Origin of the sequence: Asanoa sp. WMMD1127, from assembly GCF_029626225.1 — a bacterium.
Lineage (GTDB): Bacteria > Actinomycetota > Actinomycetes > Mycobacteriales > Micromonosporaceae > Asanoa.
In genome coordinates, this window is record NZ_JARUBP010000001.1 from 7,329,802 (window position 1) to 7,344,652 (window position 14,851).

Sequence of the window (14,851 nt, forward strand, 5' to 3'; positions counted from 1 at the left end):
TCGGACAAAACGGGCTATATTTCCTCGGCCCGTGGTCTGCGCGCGACCGGCCGCGTGCTATGTCCTGTCCGGTAACCTCGCTCGCGTGACGGACGCGAAAATGCCCCTGCGGGCAAAGGTGGCCAGCTCGGTGTCGCGCACCGCGGCGGCGCTGTCCCGCGCCGCCGGCCGCGGCGACGGGTCGGTGATCGGCGGCTGGATCGGCCTCAAGATCGACCCGGAACTGCTCGCCCATCTGGCCGCCGGCCGCAAGGTCGCGCTGGTGTCGGGCACCAACGGCAAGACCACGACCACCAAGCTCACCGTGGCCGCCCTCGAAGGGCTCGGCCGGGTCGCCACCAACGCGTTCGGCGCCAACATGCCGACCGGGCACACCTCCGCCCTGGCCAAGGCCGGCGCCACGCCGTTCGCGGTGCTCGAGGTCGACGAGCACTACCTGGCCCGCGTCCTGGACGAGACCCAGCCGCGCGCGGTGGCCCTGCTCAACCTCTCCCGCGACCAGCTCGACCGGGCGAAGGAGGTGGCGATGATGGCGCAGATGTGGCGGACGGCGCTGGCCGCGCACCCCGGCGTCCACATCATCGCCAACGCCGACGACCCCATGGTCACCTGGGCCGCGCTCGGCTCACCGGCGGTGACCTGGTTCAGCGCGGGCCAGCGCTGGCACGACGACTCCTGGGTGTGCCCCGAGTGCGGCGGCGCCATCGAGCGGGCCCACGGCGACTGGCGCTGCAGCAACTGCCCGCTGCGCCGGCCCAAGCCCGACTGGGTGGTCGAGGACGACGGCGTGGTCGACCCGACCGGCGCCTGGCACCAGGTGCGGCTCCAGCTGCCCGGCACGGTCAACATCGGCAACGCGGCCACCGCGCTCGCCGTCGCCGCCCAGTTCGGCGTGCGGCCCGCCGACGCGGTCAAGCGGCTCGGCGCGGTCACCTCGGTCGCCGGCCGCTACGCCCAGGTCGAGCGCGACGGCCGGCTGATCCGGCTGCTGCTGGCCAAGAACCCGGCCAGCTGGCTCGAGGCGTTCGACATGGCCGAGGCCGCGCCGACGCTGCTCTCGATCAACGCGCGGGACCCCGACGGGCTCGACACGTCGTGGCTGTTCGACGTCGACTTCTCGCCGCTGCGCGACGGGCGCCAGGTGCTGATCACCGGCGACCGGGCGTACGACCTGGCGGTCCGCCTCCAGGTCAACGGCGTGCCGTTCGCGCACGTCACCTCGTTCGCCGACGCCATCGCCGCCGTGCCGCCCGGCCGGCTCGAAGTGATCGCCAACTACACCGCCTTCCAGGACATCCGAGCGGAGCTGGACCGTGTCAACTGAAGCCCTGCGCATCGTCTGGATCTACCCCGACCTGCTGTCGACGTACGGCGACCGGGGCAACATGCTGATCCTCGCCCACCGCGCGCAGGCCCGCCGCATCCCCGTCGAGACCATCGAGGTCCGCTCCGACCAGCGGATGCCAGACTCCGCCGACCTCTACCTGATCGGCGGCGGCGAGGACGGCCCGCAGGCCCTGGCGGCCCAGCGCCTCAACGCCGACGGCGGCCTGCACCGCGCGGTCGCCCGGGGCTCGGTGGTGTTCGCGGTCTGCGCCGGCTACCAGCTGCTCGGCACGTCGTTCTTCGCCAAGGGCGCCTCGTACCCCGGGCTGTCGCTGATGGACCTGCAGTCCGACCGCGGCCCGACCCGCGCGGTCGGCGAGCTGCACGGCGTGATCGACCCGCGGCTCGGGCTGCCGCCGCTGTCGGGCTTCGAAAACCACGGCGGCCGCACCCACCTCGGCCCCGGCGTCTCGCCGCTGGCCCAGGTGACCACCGGCGTCGGCAACGACGGCGCCAGCGAGGGGGCGTGGCGGGGCAACCTGCTCGGCACCTACTCCCACGGGCCGGCCCTGTCGCGCAACCCGGCCATGGCCGATCTGCTGCTGCGCTGGGCGACCGGCGCGGCCTACCTGCCGCCGCTCGACGACGCCTGGGCCGACCGCCTGCGCCACGAGCGCCAGGCCGCCGTCGCGCCGTGACCACCGAGCCGGAGCCGCGGCGGGCGCTCGCCGCGCCGCCGGCCCGGCCCGCCCTCCCGGCGGGCCGGTCGCGCCTGGCGCTGCCCGCGGGCCTGCGCCGCCGCTGGCACCGCCACCCGGTGCTCCGGTTCGCGCTCCTGGTCGCGCTGCTCGGCAGCTTCGGCCTGCTGCTGCTGCTCGCCCCGCCGGACCTGCAGGCCATCCCCGATGCCGTCGACCGGCTCGGCCCGTTCGCTCCGCTCGCCGCCGTCGGGGTCGGCGCGGCGCTGCTGATCGTGCTGGTGCCCCGCACCCTGATCACCGTCGCCTGGGGCGCCCTGTTCGGCCCGCTGGGCGGCGCCGGCTACACGCTGGCGGCCGCGCTCCTGGCGGCCCTGCTGGGCTTCGGGGTGGGCCGCTGGCTGGGCCGCGACTTCGTCGCCGAACGCGTCCGCGGCCGCCTCGCCCGCCTCGACGGCTGGTTCTCCCGCCAGTCCCTGTTCGGCGTGATCACCGTCCGCCTCCTGCCTATCGGCGGCTTCGGCCTGGTCAGCTACGGCTACGGCACCACCGGCGCCCGCCTGCTCCCCTACCTGGCCGGCAGCGTCATCGCCTCGGCCCCGTCCGCTTTCGGCTACGCCGCCATCGGCTCGGCGGTGGTCTCCCCGGGCTCGATCAACTGGTTCGCCGTGGCCCCGGCCACCTTCGGCCTCTTCGCCACCGCCATCATCCTGTGGCGCTGGCGCCGCTCCGCGCGGCCTCCCACGCGAACCCGTCCGGATCGCTGAACGCCCCGGCGTCCCCGCCGATCACGATCCGATGCGCCCCACTGCCCTCGGCCGCGACACCCGCGTTCTTCGCGAGCGCCTTGCGCTTGTTGAGCGTCAGCTTCACCGGCCCACTGTCGAACTCGACGTACCGCCCACCGAAGCTCTTGGAAACGGTCAGCCCGCGCTCGGCATAGAACCGCTTGCTGGCGCCCACGTCCTCGCACCCGAGCTGAAGCACGACCGCCTCCACCTCGCGGGTGGCCGGCCCGCTGTTCTTCTTCGACGAGGACGCGATCGTCCAGATCGTGCCGTCCGGCGCCTGCACGACCGCCCCATAACCCCAGAGCGACTTCTCGGCCGCCTTGACCACCTTGGCGCCGGTCGCGACAGCACTGTCGACGAACCCGTCCACGGTCGCGGGCTGCGAAACGATCAGGGACATGGTGAACCCCCGAAACCCGCTGGTTGCCGCGTCCGAGACCCGCGTCCGCACCCGGCTGCCAAGCCCGAAGGCCGCGTCGTAGAACCGATCGGCGGCCGCGGTGTCGGCCACCTCGATGGTGATGAACTCGATGGAAGTCATGCGAGAAACGCTAGGTCACCCCAGCCCACCAACGCTTCTCGAAACCTGACCGGATGCGGCCGGGCACCCTGACCCACCGACCGGGACCGTGATCGCGGTCGGTGGGTGGGTCCGGGACATCGGAACCGGTCAGACGACGACGCTGACCATCCGCCCCTTGACGACGATGACCTTCTTGGGCGCCTTGCCGTTCAGCGCCTCGGCCACCGAGGACAGCGCCGCCTCGCGAACGGAGTCCTCGCCGGCGTCGGCCGCCACGGACACCCGCCCACGGACCTTGCCGTTGACCTGGACCGGATACGTGACCTCCTCCGCCACCAGCAGCGACGGGTCCGCGACCGGGAAGTCCACATAGGCCAGCGACGAGGTGTGTCCCAGCCGCTGCCACAGCTCCTCGGCCACGTGCGGGGCGAACGGCGCCGTCATCAGCACCAGTGGCTCCACGGCCTCGCGCGGGGGCGGCCCGCCCAGCGCCGTCAGGGCGTTGGTCAGCTCGATCAGCTTGGCCACGCCGGTGTTGAAGCGCAGCTCGTCCAGGTCGCCGCGGACCCCGTCGATGATGCGGTGCAGCACCCGCCGCGTGGCCTCGTCGGCCGGCGCCTCGCTGACCCGGGTCACGCCGGTCTCCTCGTCGACCACCAGGCGCCAGACCCGCTGCAGGAACCGCTGTGCGCCGATCACGGCGCGGGTCTCCCACGGACGGGACACGTCAAGCGGACCCATCGCCATCTCGTAGACCCGGAACGTGTCGGCCCCGTAGGCCTCGCACATCTCGTCGGGCGTCACCACGTTCTTCAGCGACTTGCCCATCTTGCCGTACTCGCGCCGGACCTCGTCGCCCTCCCAGAACCAGCGGCCGTCGCGCTCCTCCACCTCCTCGGCGGGCACCACCATGCCGCGCTCGTCGCGGAACGCGTACGCCTGGATGTAGCCCTGGTTGAACAGGCGGCGGTAGGGCTCGAACGACGAGACGTGGCCCAGGTCGAACAGGACCTTGTGCCAGAAGCGCGCGTACAGCAGGTGCAGGACGGCGTGCTCGACGCCGCCGACGTACAGGTCGACGCCGCCCGGGTCGCCGTCGTGCCGCGGGCCCATCCAGTAGGCCTCGTTCTCCGGGTCGACGGCCTGCTTGTCGTTGTGCGGGTCCAGATAGCGCAGCGAGTACCAGCACGAGCCGGCCCAGTTGGGCATCGTGTTGGTGTCGCGGACGTAGCGCTTGGGGCCGTCGCCCAGGTCCAGCTCGACGTCGACCCACTCGCGGGCCCGGGACAGCGGGGTCTCCGGGTTGCTGTCGGCGTCGTCGGGGTCGAAGGTGCGCGGCGCGAAGTCGTCGACCTCGGGCAGCGAGACGGGCAGCATCGAGTCGGGCAGGGCGACCGGCATCCCGGTCTCGTCGTAGACGATCGGGAACGGCTCGCCCCAGTAGCGCTGCCGGCTGAACAGCCAGTCCCGCAGCCGGTAGGTGGTGGCGCCCTGGCCCGCGCCGTGCGCCTCCAGCCAGGCGATCATCGTCGCCTTGGCCTCGGTGACGCCCAGGCCGTCCAGCACCAGGCCGCGGTCGGGCGCGGCGGAGTTGATCGCCGGACCGTCCCCGGTGTACGCCTTGCCGTCGAAGCCGTCGGCCGGCCGCACCGTGCGGATGATCGGCAGCTCGAAGACCTCCGCGAACTCCCAGTCGCGCTCGTCCTGGCCGGGCACCGCCATGATCGCGCCGGTGCCGTAGCCGGCCAGCACGTAGTCGGCGATGAACACCGGGACGCGGGCGCCGTTGACCGGGTTGACCGCGTAGGTGCCGGTGAAGACGCCGGTCTTGTCGCGCGCCTCGGCGGCCCGCTCGACCTCGGTCTTGCGGGCGGCCGCCCGGCGGTATTCGGCCACCGCGACGACCGGGGTCTCGTGCCCCCCGGTCCAGGCGTCGTGGGTGCCCTCGGGCCAGTGCGCCGCGGTCAGCGTGTCGACGATCGGGTGCTCCGGCGCGACCACCATGTAGGTGGCGCCGAACAGCGTGTCGGGCCGCGTGGTGAAGACGGTGATCTCACCCTCGGCGCCGGCCGCGGTCTCGAACGGGAAGTCGACGTGCGCGCCGGTGGAGCGGCCGATCCAGTTGCGCTGCATCAGCTTGACCGGCTCCGGCCAGTCCAGCACGTCCAGGTCGTCGACCAGGCGATCGGCGTACGCGGTGATCCGCATCATCCACTGCTTCAGCCGCCGCTTGAACACCGGATAGTTGCCGCGCTCGCTGCGGCCGTCGGGCGTGACCTCCTCGTTGGCCAGCACGGTGCCCAGCCCGGGACACCAGTTGACCGGCGCCTCCGAGACGTACGCCAGCCGGTGCTCGTCCAGCAGCGCGCGGCGCTCGACCCCGGACAGCTCCGCCCACGGCTTGTCACCGGGCGTCGGCCGGGTGCCCGCGGCGTACTCGGCGATCAGGTCCTCGATCGGGCGCGCCTTGCCGGCGGCGGTGTCGTACCACGAGTTGAAGATCTGCAGGAAGATCCACTGGGTCCAGCGGAAGAACTCGGGCTCGCTGGTCGCGATCCGCCGGCGCTCGTCGTAGCCCATGCCCAGCCGGCGCAGCTGCGCCCAGAACCGGACCATGTTGCGCTCGGTGGTGATCCGCGGGTGGGTGCCGGTCTGCACGGCGTACTGCTCAGCGGGCAGGCCGAACGCGTCGAAGCCCATCGGGTGCAGCACGTTGAAGCCGGTCATCCGCTTGTAGCGGGTGAACACGTCGGTGCCGATGTAGCCCAGCGGGTGGCCGACGTGCAGCCCGTCGCCGGACGGGTACGGGAACATGTCGTGCACGTACATCTTCGGGGCGCCGGCGCGGGGGTGCTCCGGATCGGCCAGCTCGCCGACGGGGTTGGGCGCGCGGAAGGTGCCGCGGGCCTCCCAGTAGTCCTGCCATTTGCGCTCGACGTCGCCGGCCAGCGCGGCCGTGTATCGGAACGGGGGAACGTCCTGGTCGGGACGCTCGGCTGCCTCGCTCATCTTCGCCACCTCGGTATTTTCGTAGTCAGGGCCTGGGGTGCGTCCTTCGGGGTTGCGCTCACCGGAATGAGGGCATAAAAAAGCCCCTCACGCAGGAGGGGTAGCCGTGCCGTCGCGTCAGCGCGTCAGCACGGCTCGGTAAGGAGCAGGAAGGCCCTGGCCATGGGGGCAGTGTACCGCGCTCACCGATAGATCGCGAACGCCGCGCTGGCCACCAGGGTGCCCACGGCATCGACGATCTCGCGTACGGGGTCCGACAGCTTGGCCCGGATCTCGCGCAACCGCTGGTCGAGCCCGGCCAGCGGCATCGTGGTGAACACGTGCTCGTGCAGCAGCACCGCGTGCACCAGCCCGCACAGCGCCGCCGTCGGCTCGTCGGGCTGCGAGCGACCGTGTGCCGCGTACCACAGCCGCACCGTGATCGCCCGGACCACCGCCTCGTCGGCCGGGTACCGGGTCACCGGGACCAGGCCGAGCCGGCGCTGGGCGACCTTGGTGACCACGCCCTCGGCCACCAGGTCGGTCCGGACGGCCTCGCCGGCGCCGAGGCGGAGCTGGGCCAGCGCGCCGGCCAGCGGTGGCGGCTGGGCGGCCAGCCTGATCGCGGCGAGCAGGCCGTCGTCGGTGTGGTCGCCGGTCGGCTCGACGCCGATCGCGCCCAGCCGGCCGCCGCTGACGGCGACCCGGCCGGCCAGCACGAGCTCGACCAGCCGGGCGCCGCCCACGCCGATGTCGAGGCTGTCCGGGTGGACAGCCGGCTTGCCGGCGTTGTCGAAGCCGAGCAGGAACAGCTCTTCACGCAGGCGCACCGCGTCCGTCCCTCCCCCTCGGCGGCGCTCAGCGGTAGCTGTCGGCGAGGGCGCGTAGTCGGGCGTGGGCGCCCTGATACATGTCGACGGAGGGAAGGTAGCGCTTGGCCACCTTGGCGACCATCGTGTAGTTGGCGTCGCACACGTTGCCCACCGGTGCCTCGCCCGCCTGGCTGATCAGTTGATACGAGTCGAGGACGTCCAGCTTGCCGGCGTCGGCCACCCAGGTCACGAGGTCGTGCTGGCTCATCCGGAACGCGTCCTCGAGCGGCCGGGCCGATCCCGCCGACATCAGGTGGTCGTCGGTCTCCAGCCGCGGCGTGGGGGTGGCCACGCCCTTGACGAGCTCGACCGCGACCACGGTGTCCATCGCGGACTCGACGGCGACGCCGCTGACCTCGCCCTGGCCCTGCCGGGCATGCCCGTCACCGAGGGCGAACAGCGCGCCCGGCACGTTGACGCCGAAGTAGACGGTGGTGCCGGCGCGCAGCTCGGGCGTGTCCATGTTGCCGCCGTGCACGTCGGGCACGATCGTCATCCGGGCCTCGAACGCGCCCGGCGCCAGGCCCACCGTGCCGTGCATCGGGTCCAGCGGCAGGTCGACGGTGAAGTCGCTGTTGCGGGCGGTGTAGCGGACGAGCTTGTTGACCTTGTCCACTTCGTACACCCAGACCCGCTCCTCCAACGGGTCGTGCAGCATCGCCGTGGTGTGCGTTGCGGTGAGCGCGCCGAAGTGCGGGAAGGTGGACGAGACGGCCCAGTCGCGGGCCGGGGCGATCGACACGAAGTGCAGGGCGAGCGTGTCGCCGGGCTCCGCGCCCTCCACGAAGAACGGCCCGGTGACCGGGTTGAGGTAGGGGAACTCGCAGACCTGCGAGGGCAGGTCGCCGACGCCGCGGACCACACCGCCGAAACAGTCCTCGGTGTACGTGTCCAGGATGTCGCCGGGCTTGATGCGGGCCACCGGCTCGCGGCCGCCGAACGTGTAGCTCAGTTCGGCGGCCGTCGGCCGGTAGCGGAGAACGTCGGTCACGCTTCCGCCTTCCGTGGGGCTGTTCGAGTGTGGATCCTAGGGGGCCGCGGTGACGTTGTCGTCGGGGTCGACCGTCTTCTCCTCGGACATGCCGGCGAGCACCGGCGTCCGCTTGGTGGCGACGAGGAAGGCCACGACGACGACGCCGATCAGCACCCAGATCCCGCCGATCAGCTGGGCGAAGATCTTCTGGTTGACCACGACGTAGATCAGCATGGCCAGGCCCAGCGCCGGCAGGATCGCGTGGCGGACCCAGTCGCGGCTGCCGTTGCGGACCACGTACCACCAGAACACCGTCACGTGCAGCACGATGAACGCGACCAGGGCGCCGAAGTTGACCAACCGGCCGAGGTCGGCGATCGCGTCGGCCTCGCGGGTGAACCACAGCGTCAGGCCGAGCACCAGCGACAGGCCGGCGACCAGGAAGACCGCGTTGGTCGGCACCGCGTGCTTCGGCGAGACCCGGGCCAGGAACGAGGGCAGCTGCCGGTCGCGGGCCATCGCGAAGAGCAGCCGGGAGGTGGCGCCCTGCGCGACCATGGCGTTGGCGATGCCCCAGGCGAGGGCGGTGGCGAGCGAGGTCAAGACGTACATCCAGTGGCCGCTGGCCGCCTCGGCCGCCTGGGCGAACTCGTCGCCGGCGACGGGGCCGCCGTTGAGCAGCGCGTTCGGGTCGGGCACGAGCATCGAGCCGAGCCAGGTCTGGAGGACGAACAGCACGCCGGCCACGATCAGGGCGCCGCCCATCGCACGCCCGATCTTGCGGGCCTCCTCGCGGTTCTCCTCGGCCAGCATCGAGATGCCGTCGAAGCCGAGGAAGGACAGCATCGCGACGCCGACCGCGGCGAAGATCAGGGACCAGCCGAACAGGTCACCGTTGAACAGCGCGGTGCCGGCGGAGAGCCCGTTGCCCTTGCCCTGCCCGAGCGCGATCAGGAAGACGACGACGACCAGCGCCAGCACGGCCAGTTCGGCGATCAGGAACCAGCGGGTGACGTTCGCCGTGATCTTGATGCCCAGGTAGTTGACGACCGTGTTGACGACGACGAAGACGACCAGCCAGACAGCGGTCGGAATGGCCGTCACGATCGCGTTCATCGAGAATGCGGCGACGACGTAGAGAAGGCTCGGCACGAGGATGTAGTCGAGCAGGATCGCCCAGCCCGCGACGAATCCGACCGGCGGCGCGATTCCGCGGCTCGCGTAGTTGTAGACGGATCCGGCCATCGGGAATGCCTTCACCATCTGCGCGTACGAGTTGGCCGTGAACAGCATGGCCACGAGCGCGACCAGATAGGTCAGCGCGACCATGCCGCCGGAGACCTGGAAAACCGAGCCGAAGATCGCGAATGGGGCGATCGGCACCATGAACACGAGGCCGTAGGCCAGCATGTCGGTGAAACGGAGCTCCCGCCGGAGCTCCTGGCGGTAACCGAAATTCTCGAGGGATGCCGCACCCTCGGTCGGTTGCGGACGCGCGTCCGCCGCAGGGGTAGCCATGGCGAATCACGATAGTGGTCGATGATCGTTTCTGAAAGGCATCGATCCCCGAATTCACCGCGGCGAAACCACCCATCCTGGACAGCGACCGCCGGCGGGTCGGCGCTGCCTGAAAATCCGGTTAGCCTGATGGGACGGGTGGGGTCGGCGGTGTCGCGGCGGCTTGCCGATTTCCCCTCGCTCCGGGTGAACCAAACCTCGGGCCCAGACGCTCTTGCATATGAAGCCGCAACATCCCGAGGAGGAGGCCCGTGACACAACAGACCTGGGACGAGCTGGGCGCGCCATTGCCCGGTCCCGAGTTCCGCGCCGCCAGTGACGCCATCGTGGCCAACATCGAGCAGGTCATCGAGGGCAAGACGGCCACGGTGCGGCTCGCGCTCGCCGTCCTTCTGGCCGAGGGTCACCTCCTGATCGAAGACGTGCCCGGCGTCGGCAAGACCAAGCTCGCCAAGGCGCTGGCCCGGTCGATCGACTGCTCCGTCCGCCGCATCCAGTTCACTCCTGACCTGCTGCCCAGCGATGTCACCGGCGTCAGCGTCTACAACCAGGAGAACCACGACTTCGAGTTCAAGCCCGGCGCGGTGTTCGCCAACCTGGTGGTCGGCGACGAGATCAACCGGGCGTCGCCGAAGACCCAGTCGGCGCTGCTCGAGTGCATGGAGGAGCGGCAGGTCACCGTCGACGGCACCACCTACGAGCTGCAGACGCCGTTCATGGTGATCGCGACGCAGAACCCGATCGAGATGGAGGGCACCTACCCGCTGCCCGAGGCCCAGCGCGACCGGTTCACCGCCCGCATCGCGATGGGCTACCCCGACCCGGGCGCCGAGCTGGCGATGCTCGACGCGCACGGCGCCCACGACCCGCTGCACGCCCTGCGGCCCGTCTCCGACGCGGCGACCGTACGCCGGCTGATCGCGACCGTGCGCGACGTGCACGTGGCCGACGCCGTGAAGCAATATGCGGTCGACCTGGTCACCGCCACCCGCGAAGCCCCCGACCTGCGGCTCGGCGCCTCCCCCCGGGCCGCCCTCCAGCTGCTGCGCACCGCGCGGGCCGTGGCGGCGCTGGAGTCCCGCGACTACGTGCTCCCCGACGACCTGCAGGCGCTGGCCGTGCCGGTGCTCGCGCACCGGATCATCCCGACCGCCGACGCCCAGCTCGCCCGCCGCACGACCGACGCCATCGTGGCCGACATCGTGCACCGGCTGCCGCTCCCCCACGACCGCAGCCGCAACCCATACGACACGCGCCCCCAGAGCACCGACGGACGCGGCGACTACCGGAGGATGTGACGTGCGCGAAGCGCTGCGCGGGCTGACCACGCGCGGTCGCTCGTTCCTGGCCGCGGGCGGCGCGGCCGCCCTGTCGGCCCTGATCCTGGGCGAGAAGGACCTGCTCCGGGTCGCCGTGCTGCTGGCGATCCTGCCGCTGCTGGCCGCGGCCTACGTCGGGCGCAGCCGCTACAAGCTGGCCTGCAGCCGGTCGCTCGAGCCACACCGCGTGCAGGTCGGCGCCAGCTCGCGGGTGATCCTGCGGCTGCAGAACCTGTCCCGGCTGCCGACCGGCACGCTGCTGCTCGAGGACCGGCTGCCGTACGCGCTGGGCAGCCGTCCCCGGGTCGTCCTGGAGCGCCTCGGCGCGCACCAGGCCAGCTCCGTCGCCTACACCGTCCGCGCCGACGTGCGCGGCCGCTACGAGGTCGGCCCGCTGGTGGTCCGGCTGACCGACCCGTTCGGGCTGTGCGAGCTGTCCCGGTCGTTCCCCTCGGTCGACCGGCTCACCGTGATCCCGCAGGTCGTGCCGCTGCCCTCGGTCCGCCTCGTCGGCGAGTTCGCCGGCACCGGCGACAGCCGGGCCCGCTCGGTCGCCGTGCACGGCGAGGACGACGCCGCCACCCGGGAATACCGGCGCGGTGACGACCTGCGCCGGGTCCACTGGAAGTCGACCGCCCGCGTCGGCGAGCTGATGGTGCGCCGCGAGGAGCAGCCCTGGGAGAGCCGCGCCACGGTCGTGCTCGACACGCGGCAGTACGGGCACCGCGGCGAGGGACCCACCTCCAGCTTCGAGTGGGCGGTCTCGGCCGCCGCCTCGATCGCCGTGCACCTGCGCGCCGCGGGCTACAAGCTGCGCCTGGTCACCGACGCCGGCGTCGACGTCGACGCGGGCGAGGCCGGCGGCGAGGGCACGCTCCTCGACCACCTGGCCGACGTCAAGCTGACCCCGCGCGGCGACGTGGGGCTGCTGGTCGAGCGGGTGCGCCGGCGGGCCGACGGCGGTCTGGTGATCGCCGTGCTCGGCGGGCTGGAGCCCGGCGAGACCGAGCTGCTGGCCGCGCTGCGGGGCAACAACGCGACCTGCATCGCGGTGCTGATCGACACGTCGACCTGGCTCAACCTGGCCCCCGAGGCCCGGGCGCAGGCCGACGCCGCCCGCGAGGCCGCCGCGCTGGGCCTGCTCAGCAGCGGCTGGCGGGTCGTCGGCGCGGCCCACGGCGACAAGCTGCCGGCGCTGTGGCCGCAGGCGGCGCGCGGATCGCAGGGCTTCGCCTACCGGGCCACCATGGCCGAGACGGTCGCCGGCACGTTGGGAGTGGCACGATGAGGAGTCGGCGGCACATGGGGCTCGTGGCGGCGATCGCCACGCTGATGGCCTCGGCGCCCCTGAGCACGATCTTCGAGCAGTGGACCTGGCTGATCCAGTGCACCATCGTGATCGCCCTGATCGCCGGCGGCGCGACGCTGGCCCGCACCGCGCGGGCGCCCGTCTGGGCCCAGTTCCTGGCCATGGTGGTCACCCTGCTGCTGGCCCTGACCTGGCTGTTCCCCAGCGGCGAGGAGATCGCCGGCATCGTGCCGTGGACCGGCACGCTCGAGCACTTCGGCGCGCTGCTCACCCAGAGCGCCGACGACATGCGCACGTTCGCGGTCCGGGTGCCCGACAGCGACCCCCTGCTTTTCGTCACCGCGCTCGGCATCGGCTCGGTGGCCGTGATGGTCGACCTGGCGGTGGTCGGCCTGCGCCGGCCGGCGCTGGCCGGGCTGCCGATGCTGGCCATCTACTCGGTGCCGGTGGCGGTCTACTCCGACAGCGTCTCGTTCCTGCCGTTCGTGGTCGGCGCGATGGGCTTCCTCTGGCTGCTGGTCGCCGACAAGGTCGACGGGGTGCGCCGGTTCGGCCGGCGGTTCACCGGCGACGGGCGCGACGTCGACGTCTGGGAGCCCTCGCCGCTGGCCGCGGCCGGGCGCCGCCTGGCGATCGTCGGTGTGCTGGCCGCGGTCGCGCTGCCGGTCGCCGTACCCGGGATGACCTCCGGTCTGCTGGCCCGCTTCAACAGCGGCGCGGGCGACGGGGTCGGGCTCGGCGACGGCTCCGGCCGGCCGGGCCGGATCAACCTGTTCGCCGCGCTGCAGGGCCAGCTCCGGCAGACCGAGCTCGTCACCTTCGCGCGCGTGACGACCACCGACCCGGACCCGTTCTACCTGCGGTTCGCGGTGGCCGACGACCTCACGTCGGAAGGCTTCCGGAGCCGGACGCCGCAGGGCCGCAGCCTGCGCCAGCTCGAGGACCCGCGGGAGGCGCCGCGGGCCGGGGTGAGCTACCAGCAGTATTCGGCCGAGGTGGAGATGTCCACCGACTACCAGATGCAGTTCGTGCCGCTCTACGGCCAGCCGATCGCCACCGAGGGCCTCGACAACCAGTGGCTCTACGACACCAACCAGCAGGTCGTCTTCTCCAACCGGCAGACCGCGCGCGACAAGGACTACCGGTTCGACTTCGTGCGCGGCAACTACACCGAGGAGGCGCTGCGCACGGCGGGCGAGCCCGACCCCAACAGCCTCGAGGTCAAGCGCTTCACCCAGGTCCCGCCGGTCCGGCAGGTGCAGACGCAGGTCAACTCGCTGATCACCGGCGAGGACACGACGTACGACAAGGTGATGGCCATCTACCGGTTCTTCTCGGCGGCCAACAACTTCCGTTACGACCTGCAGACCGAGGGCGGCACCTCCGGTGAGGACATCGTCAACTTCCTGACCAACCGCAAGGGCTACTGCCAGCAGTACGCGGCCACGATGGCCTGGATGGTCCGAGCGGCCGGCATCCCGGCCCGGGTGGCGTTCGGGTTCACCAACGGCACCTCCCGCGACGGCGACGCGATGGTGTTGACCAACTTCAACCTGCACGCCTGGACCGAGGTCTACTTCGGGCCGGAGTACGGCTGGGTGCCGTTCGACGCGACGCCGCGCACCGGGGTGCCCGGCGCGGTCCGCCCGGACTACGCCCCCGACCCGGACCAGCCCCAGTTGACGCCGTCGGCGACCCCGTCGGCCGGCCCGGGCGGCGCCGACGACGACGCCGCCGACGCCCGCGGCAAGGAAGACCCGGGCGGCAACGAGGCCCTGCCGGTCGCGCCGCCGCCGACGCTGCCGAAGTGGCCGTTCTACACGGGCGGCGGGATCCTGCTCGGGCTGCTGCTGCTCGGGACCCCGGCGTTCCGCCGGACGCTGCTGCGCCGGCGGCGCCAGGCCTCCACCGCGGCGGCCGCGGACTCCGATCTGCAGCCGGGCGCCGCGACGGTGCTGCCGACGAGCGAGGCGGCGGTACGCAGCCGGGCACACGCCCACGCGGCCTGGGACGAGCTGATGGACACCCTGGTCGACTTCCGGGTGCCGATCGACCGCACCGAGACACCCCGGGCGACCGCGGAACGGTTGGCCACGCACGAGCTACGCGGCGACACGGTCGGCGCGGTCGACGGCGTGCGGCTCCTGGGCCGGGCGGAGGAACGGGCCCGCTACGCCCGCAGCCCGCTGACCGGCCCCGGCCTCGGCGCGGCGGTCCGCGACGTGCGGCGTGGCCTGGCCGGCCGGGCAACGCGGCGCACGCGCCTGGTGGCGGCGGTCTTCCCGCCGTCGGTGCTGGGCCGCTGGCGGGGCGCGCTGGTCGACGCCTCGACCGGCGTCCTGACGGCGATGTCCCGGGTCCGCGAACGCCTGGGCCGGCTCAGCCCGCGGCGCCTGCTCACCAACCGGGCCCGCTAGCGGTTCTGTCCACACGGCCGCGCCACCCTGCTGGGTGGCGCGGCCGTTTCGCGTGCCGGCTGCCGCCCGCGTCCGGGCAGGCGCGGCGATCGCCCGCGTCGCTCGGCCGCCAGGCGA

Annotated in this window: 11 protein-coding genes; 6 read left to right on the top strand and 5 right to left on the bottom strand. The window is 72.4% G+C overall.

The window, feature by feature from the left end; all coding sequences use genetic code 11:
* The first annotated feature begins 100 nt into the window (after positions 1 to 100).
* From O7635_RS35000 to O7635_RS35010, 3 genes are all read left to right on the top strand, one after another.
* Positions 101 to 1,324, top strand: coding sequence for a MurT ligase domain-containing protein (locus O7635_RS35000; RefSeq protein WP_278085650.1), 1,224 nt, complete (start codon positions 101 to 103; stop codon positions 1,322 to 1,324).
* Positions 1,314 to 2,024 carry a glutamine amidotransferase gene (locus tag O7635_RS35005; RefSeq protein WP_278084774.1) on the top strand — a complete coding sequence of 237 codons (711 nt, stop codon included), beginning with the start codon at positions 1,314 to 1,316 and terminating at the stop codon, positions 2,022 to 2,024. The genes O7635_RS35000 and O7635_RS35005 overlap by 11 nt, the downstream gene beginning before the upstream one ends.
* 74 nt (positions 2,025 to 2,098) lie before the next feature.
* Complete coding sequence (locus tag O7635_RS35010; RefSeq protein WP_278085651.1) at positions 2,099 to 2,791, top strand: VTT domain-containing protein; 693 nt, start codon at positions 2,099 to 2,101, stop codon at positions 2,789 to 2,791.
* Here the strand turns inward: O7635_RS35010 and O7635_RS35015 are convergent.
* The 5 genes from O7635_RS35015 to O7635_RS35035 all read right to left on the bottom strand — a co-directional run bounded on the left by O7635_RS35015 (position 2,730) and on the right by O7635_RS35035 (position 9,581).
* Positions 2,730 to 3,356, bottom strand: a complete 627-nt coding sequence (locus O7635_RS35015; protein ID WP_278084775.1) for a glyoxalase — start codon at positions 3,354 to 3,356, stop codon at positions 2,730 to 2,732. The two genes, O7635_RS35010 and O7635_RS35015, sit on opposite strands and share 62 nt — an antisense overlap.
* A 129-nt stretch (positions 3,357 to 3,485) precedes the next feature.
* Positions 3,486 to 6,347, bottom strand: a complete 2,862-nt coding sequence (gene leuS, locus O7635_RS35020; protein ID WP_278084776.1) for a leucine--tRNA ligase — start codon at positions 6,345 to 6,347, stop codon at positions 3,486 to 3,488.
* A 182-nt stretch (positions 6,348 to 6,529) separates the two neighbouring features.
* The gene (locus O7635_RS35025; RefSeq protein WP_278084777.1) at positions 6,530 to 7,156 is read right to left on the bottom strand and encodes a GPP34 family phosphoprotein; all 627 of its coding nucleotides are present in this window, start codon (positions 7,154 to 7,156) and stop codon (positions 6,530 to 6,532) included.
* A 28-nt stretch (positions 7,157 to 7,184) separates the two neighbouring features.
* Positions 7,185 to 8,189, bottom strand: a complete 1,005-nt coding sequence (locus O7635_RS35030) for an acetamidase/formamidase family protein (RefSeq protein ID WP_278084778.1) — start codon at positions 8,187 to 8,189, stop codon at positions 7,185 to 7,187.
* A 36-nt stretch (positions 8,190 to 8,225) separates the two neighbouring features.
* A complete protein-coding gene (locus O7635_RS35035; protein WP_278085652.1) occupies positions 8,226 to 9,581 on the bottom strand; it encodes an APC family permease in 1,356 nt (451 codons plus the stop codon).
* 359 nt (positions 9,582 to 9,940) lie between these two features.
* Here O7635_RS35035 and O7635_RS35040 point away from each other — a divergent pair, with 359 nt between their 5' ends.
* The 3 genes from O7635_RS35040 to O7635_RS35050 are packed head-to-tail and all read left to right on the top strand — an operon-like array spanning position 9,941 to position 14,734.
* The gene (locus O7635_RS35040; protein ID WP_278084779.1) at positions 9,941 to 10,987 is read left to right on the top strand and encodes a MoxR family ATPase; all 1,047 of its coding nucleotides are present in this window, start codon (positions 9,941 to 9,943) and stop codon (positions 10,985 to 10,987) included.
* A 1-nt stretch (position 10,988) separates the two neighbouring features.
* Complete coding sequence (locus O7635_RS35045; protein ID WP_278084780.1) at positions 10,989 to 12,296, top strand: DUF58 domain-containing protein; 1,308 nt, start codon at positions 10,989 to 10,991, stop codon at positions 12,294 to 12,296.
* Positions 12,293 to 14,734, top strand: a complete 2,442-nt coding sequence (locus O7635_RS35050; protein ID WP_278084781.1) for a DUF3488 and transglutaminase-like domain-containing protein — start codon at positions 12,293 to 12,295, stop codon at positions 14,732 to 14,734. Before O7635_RS35045 ends, O7635_RS35050 begins: the two co-directional genes overlap by 4 nt.
* Positions 14,735 to 14,851: the final 117 nt, after the last annotated feature.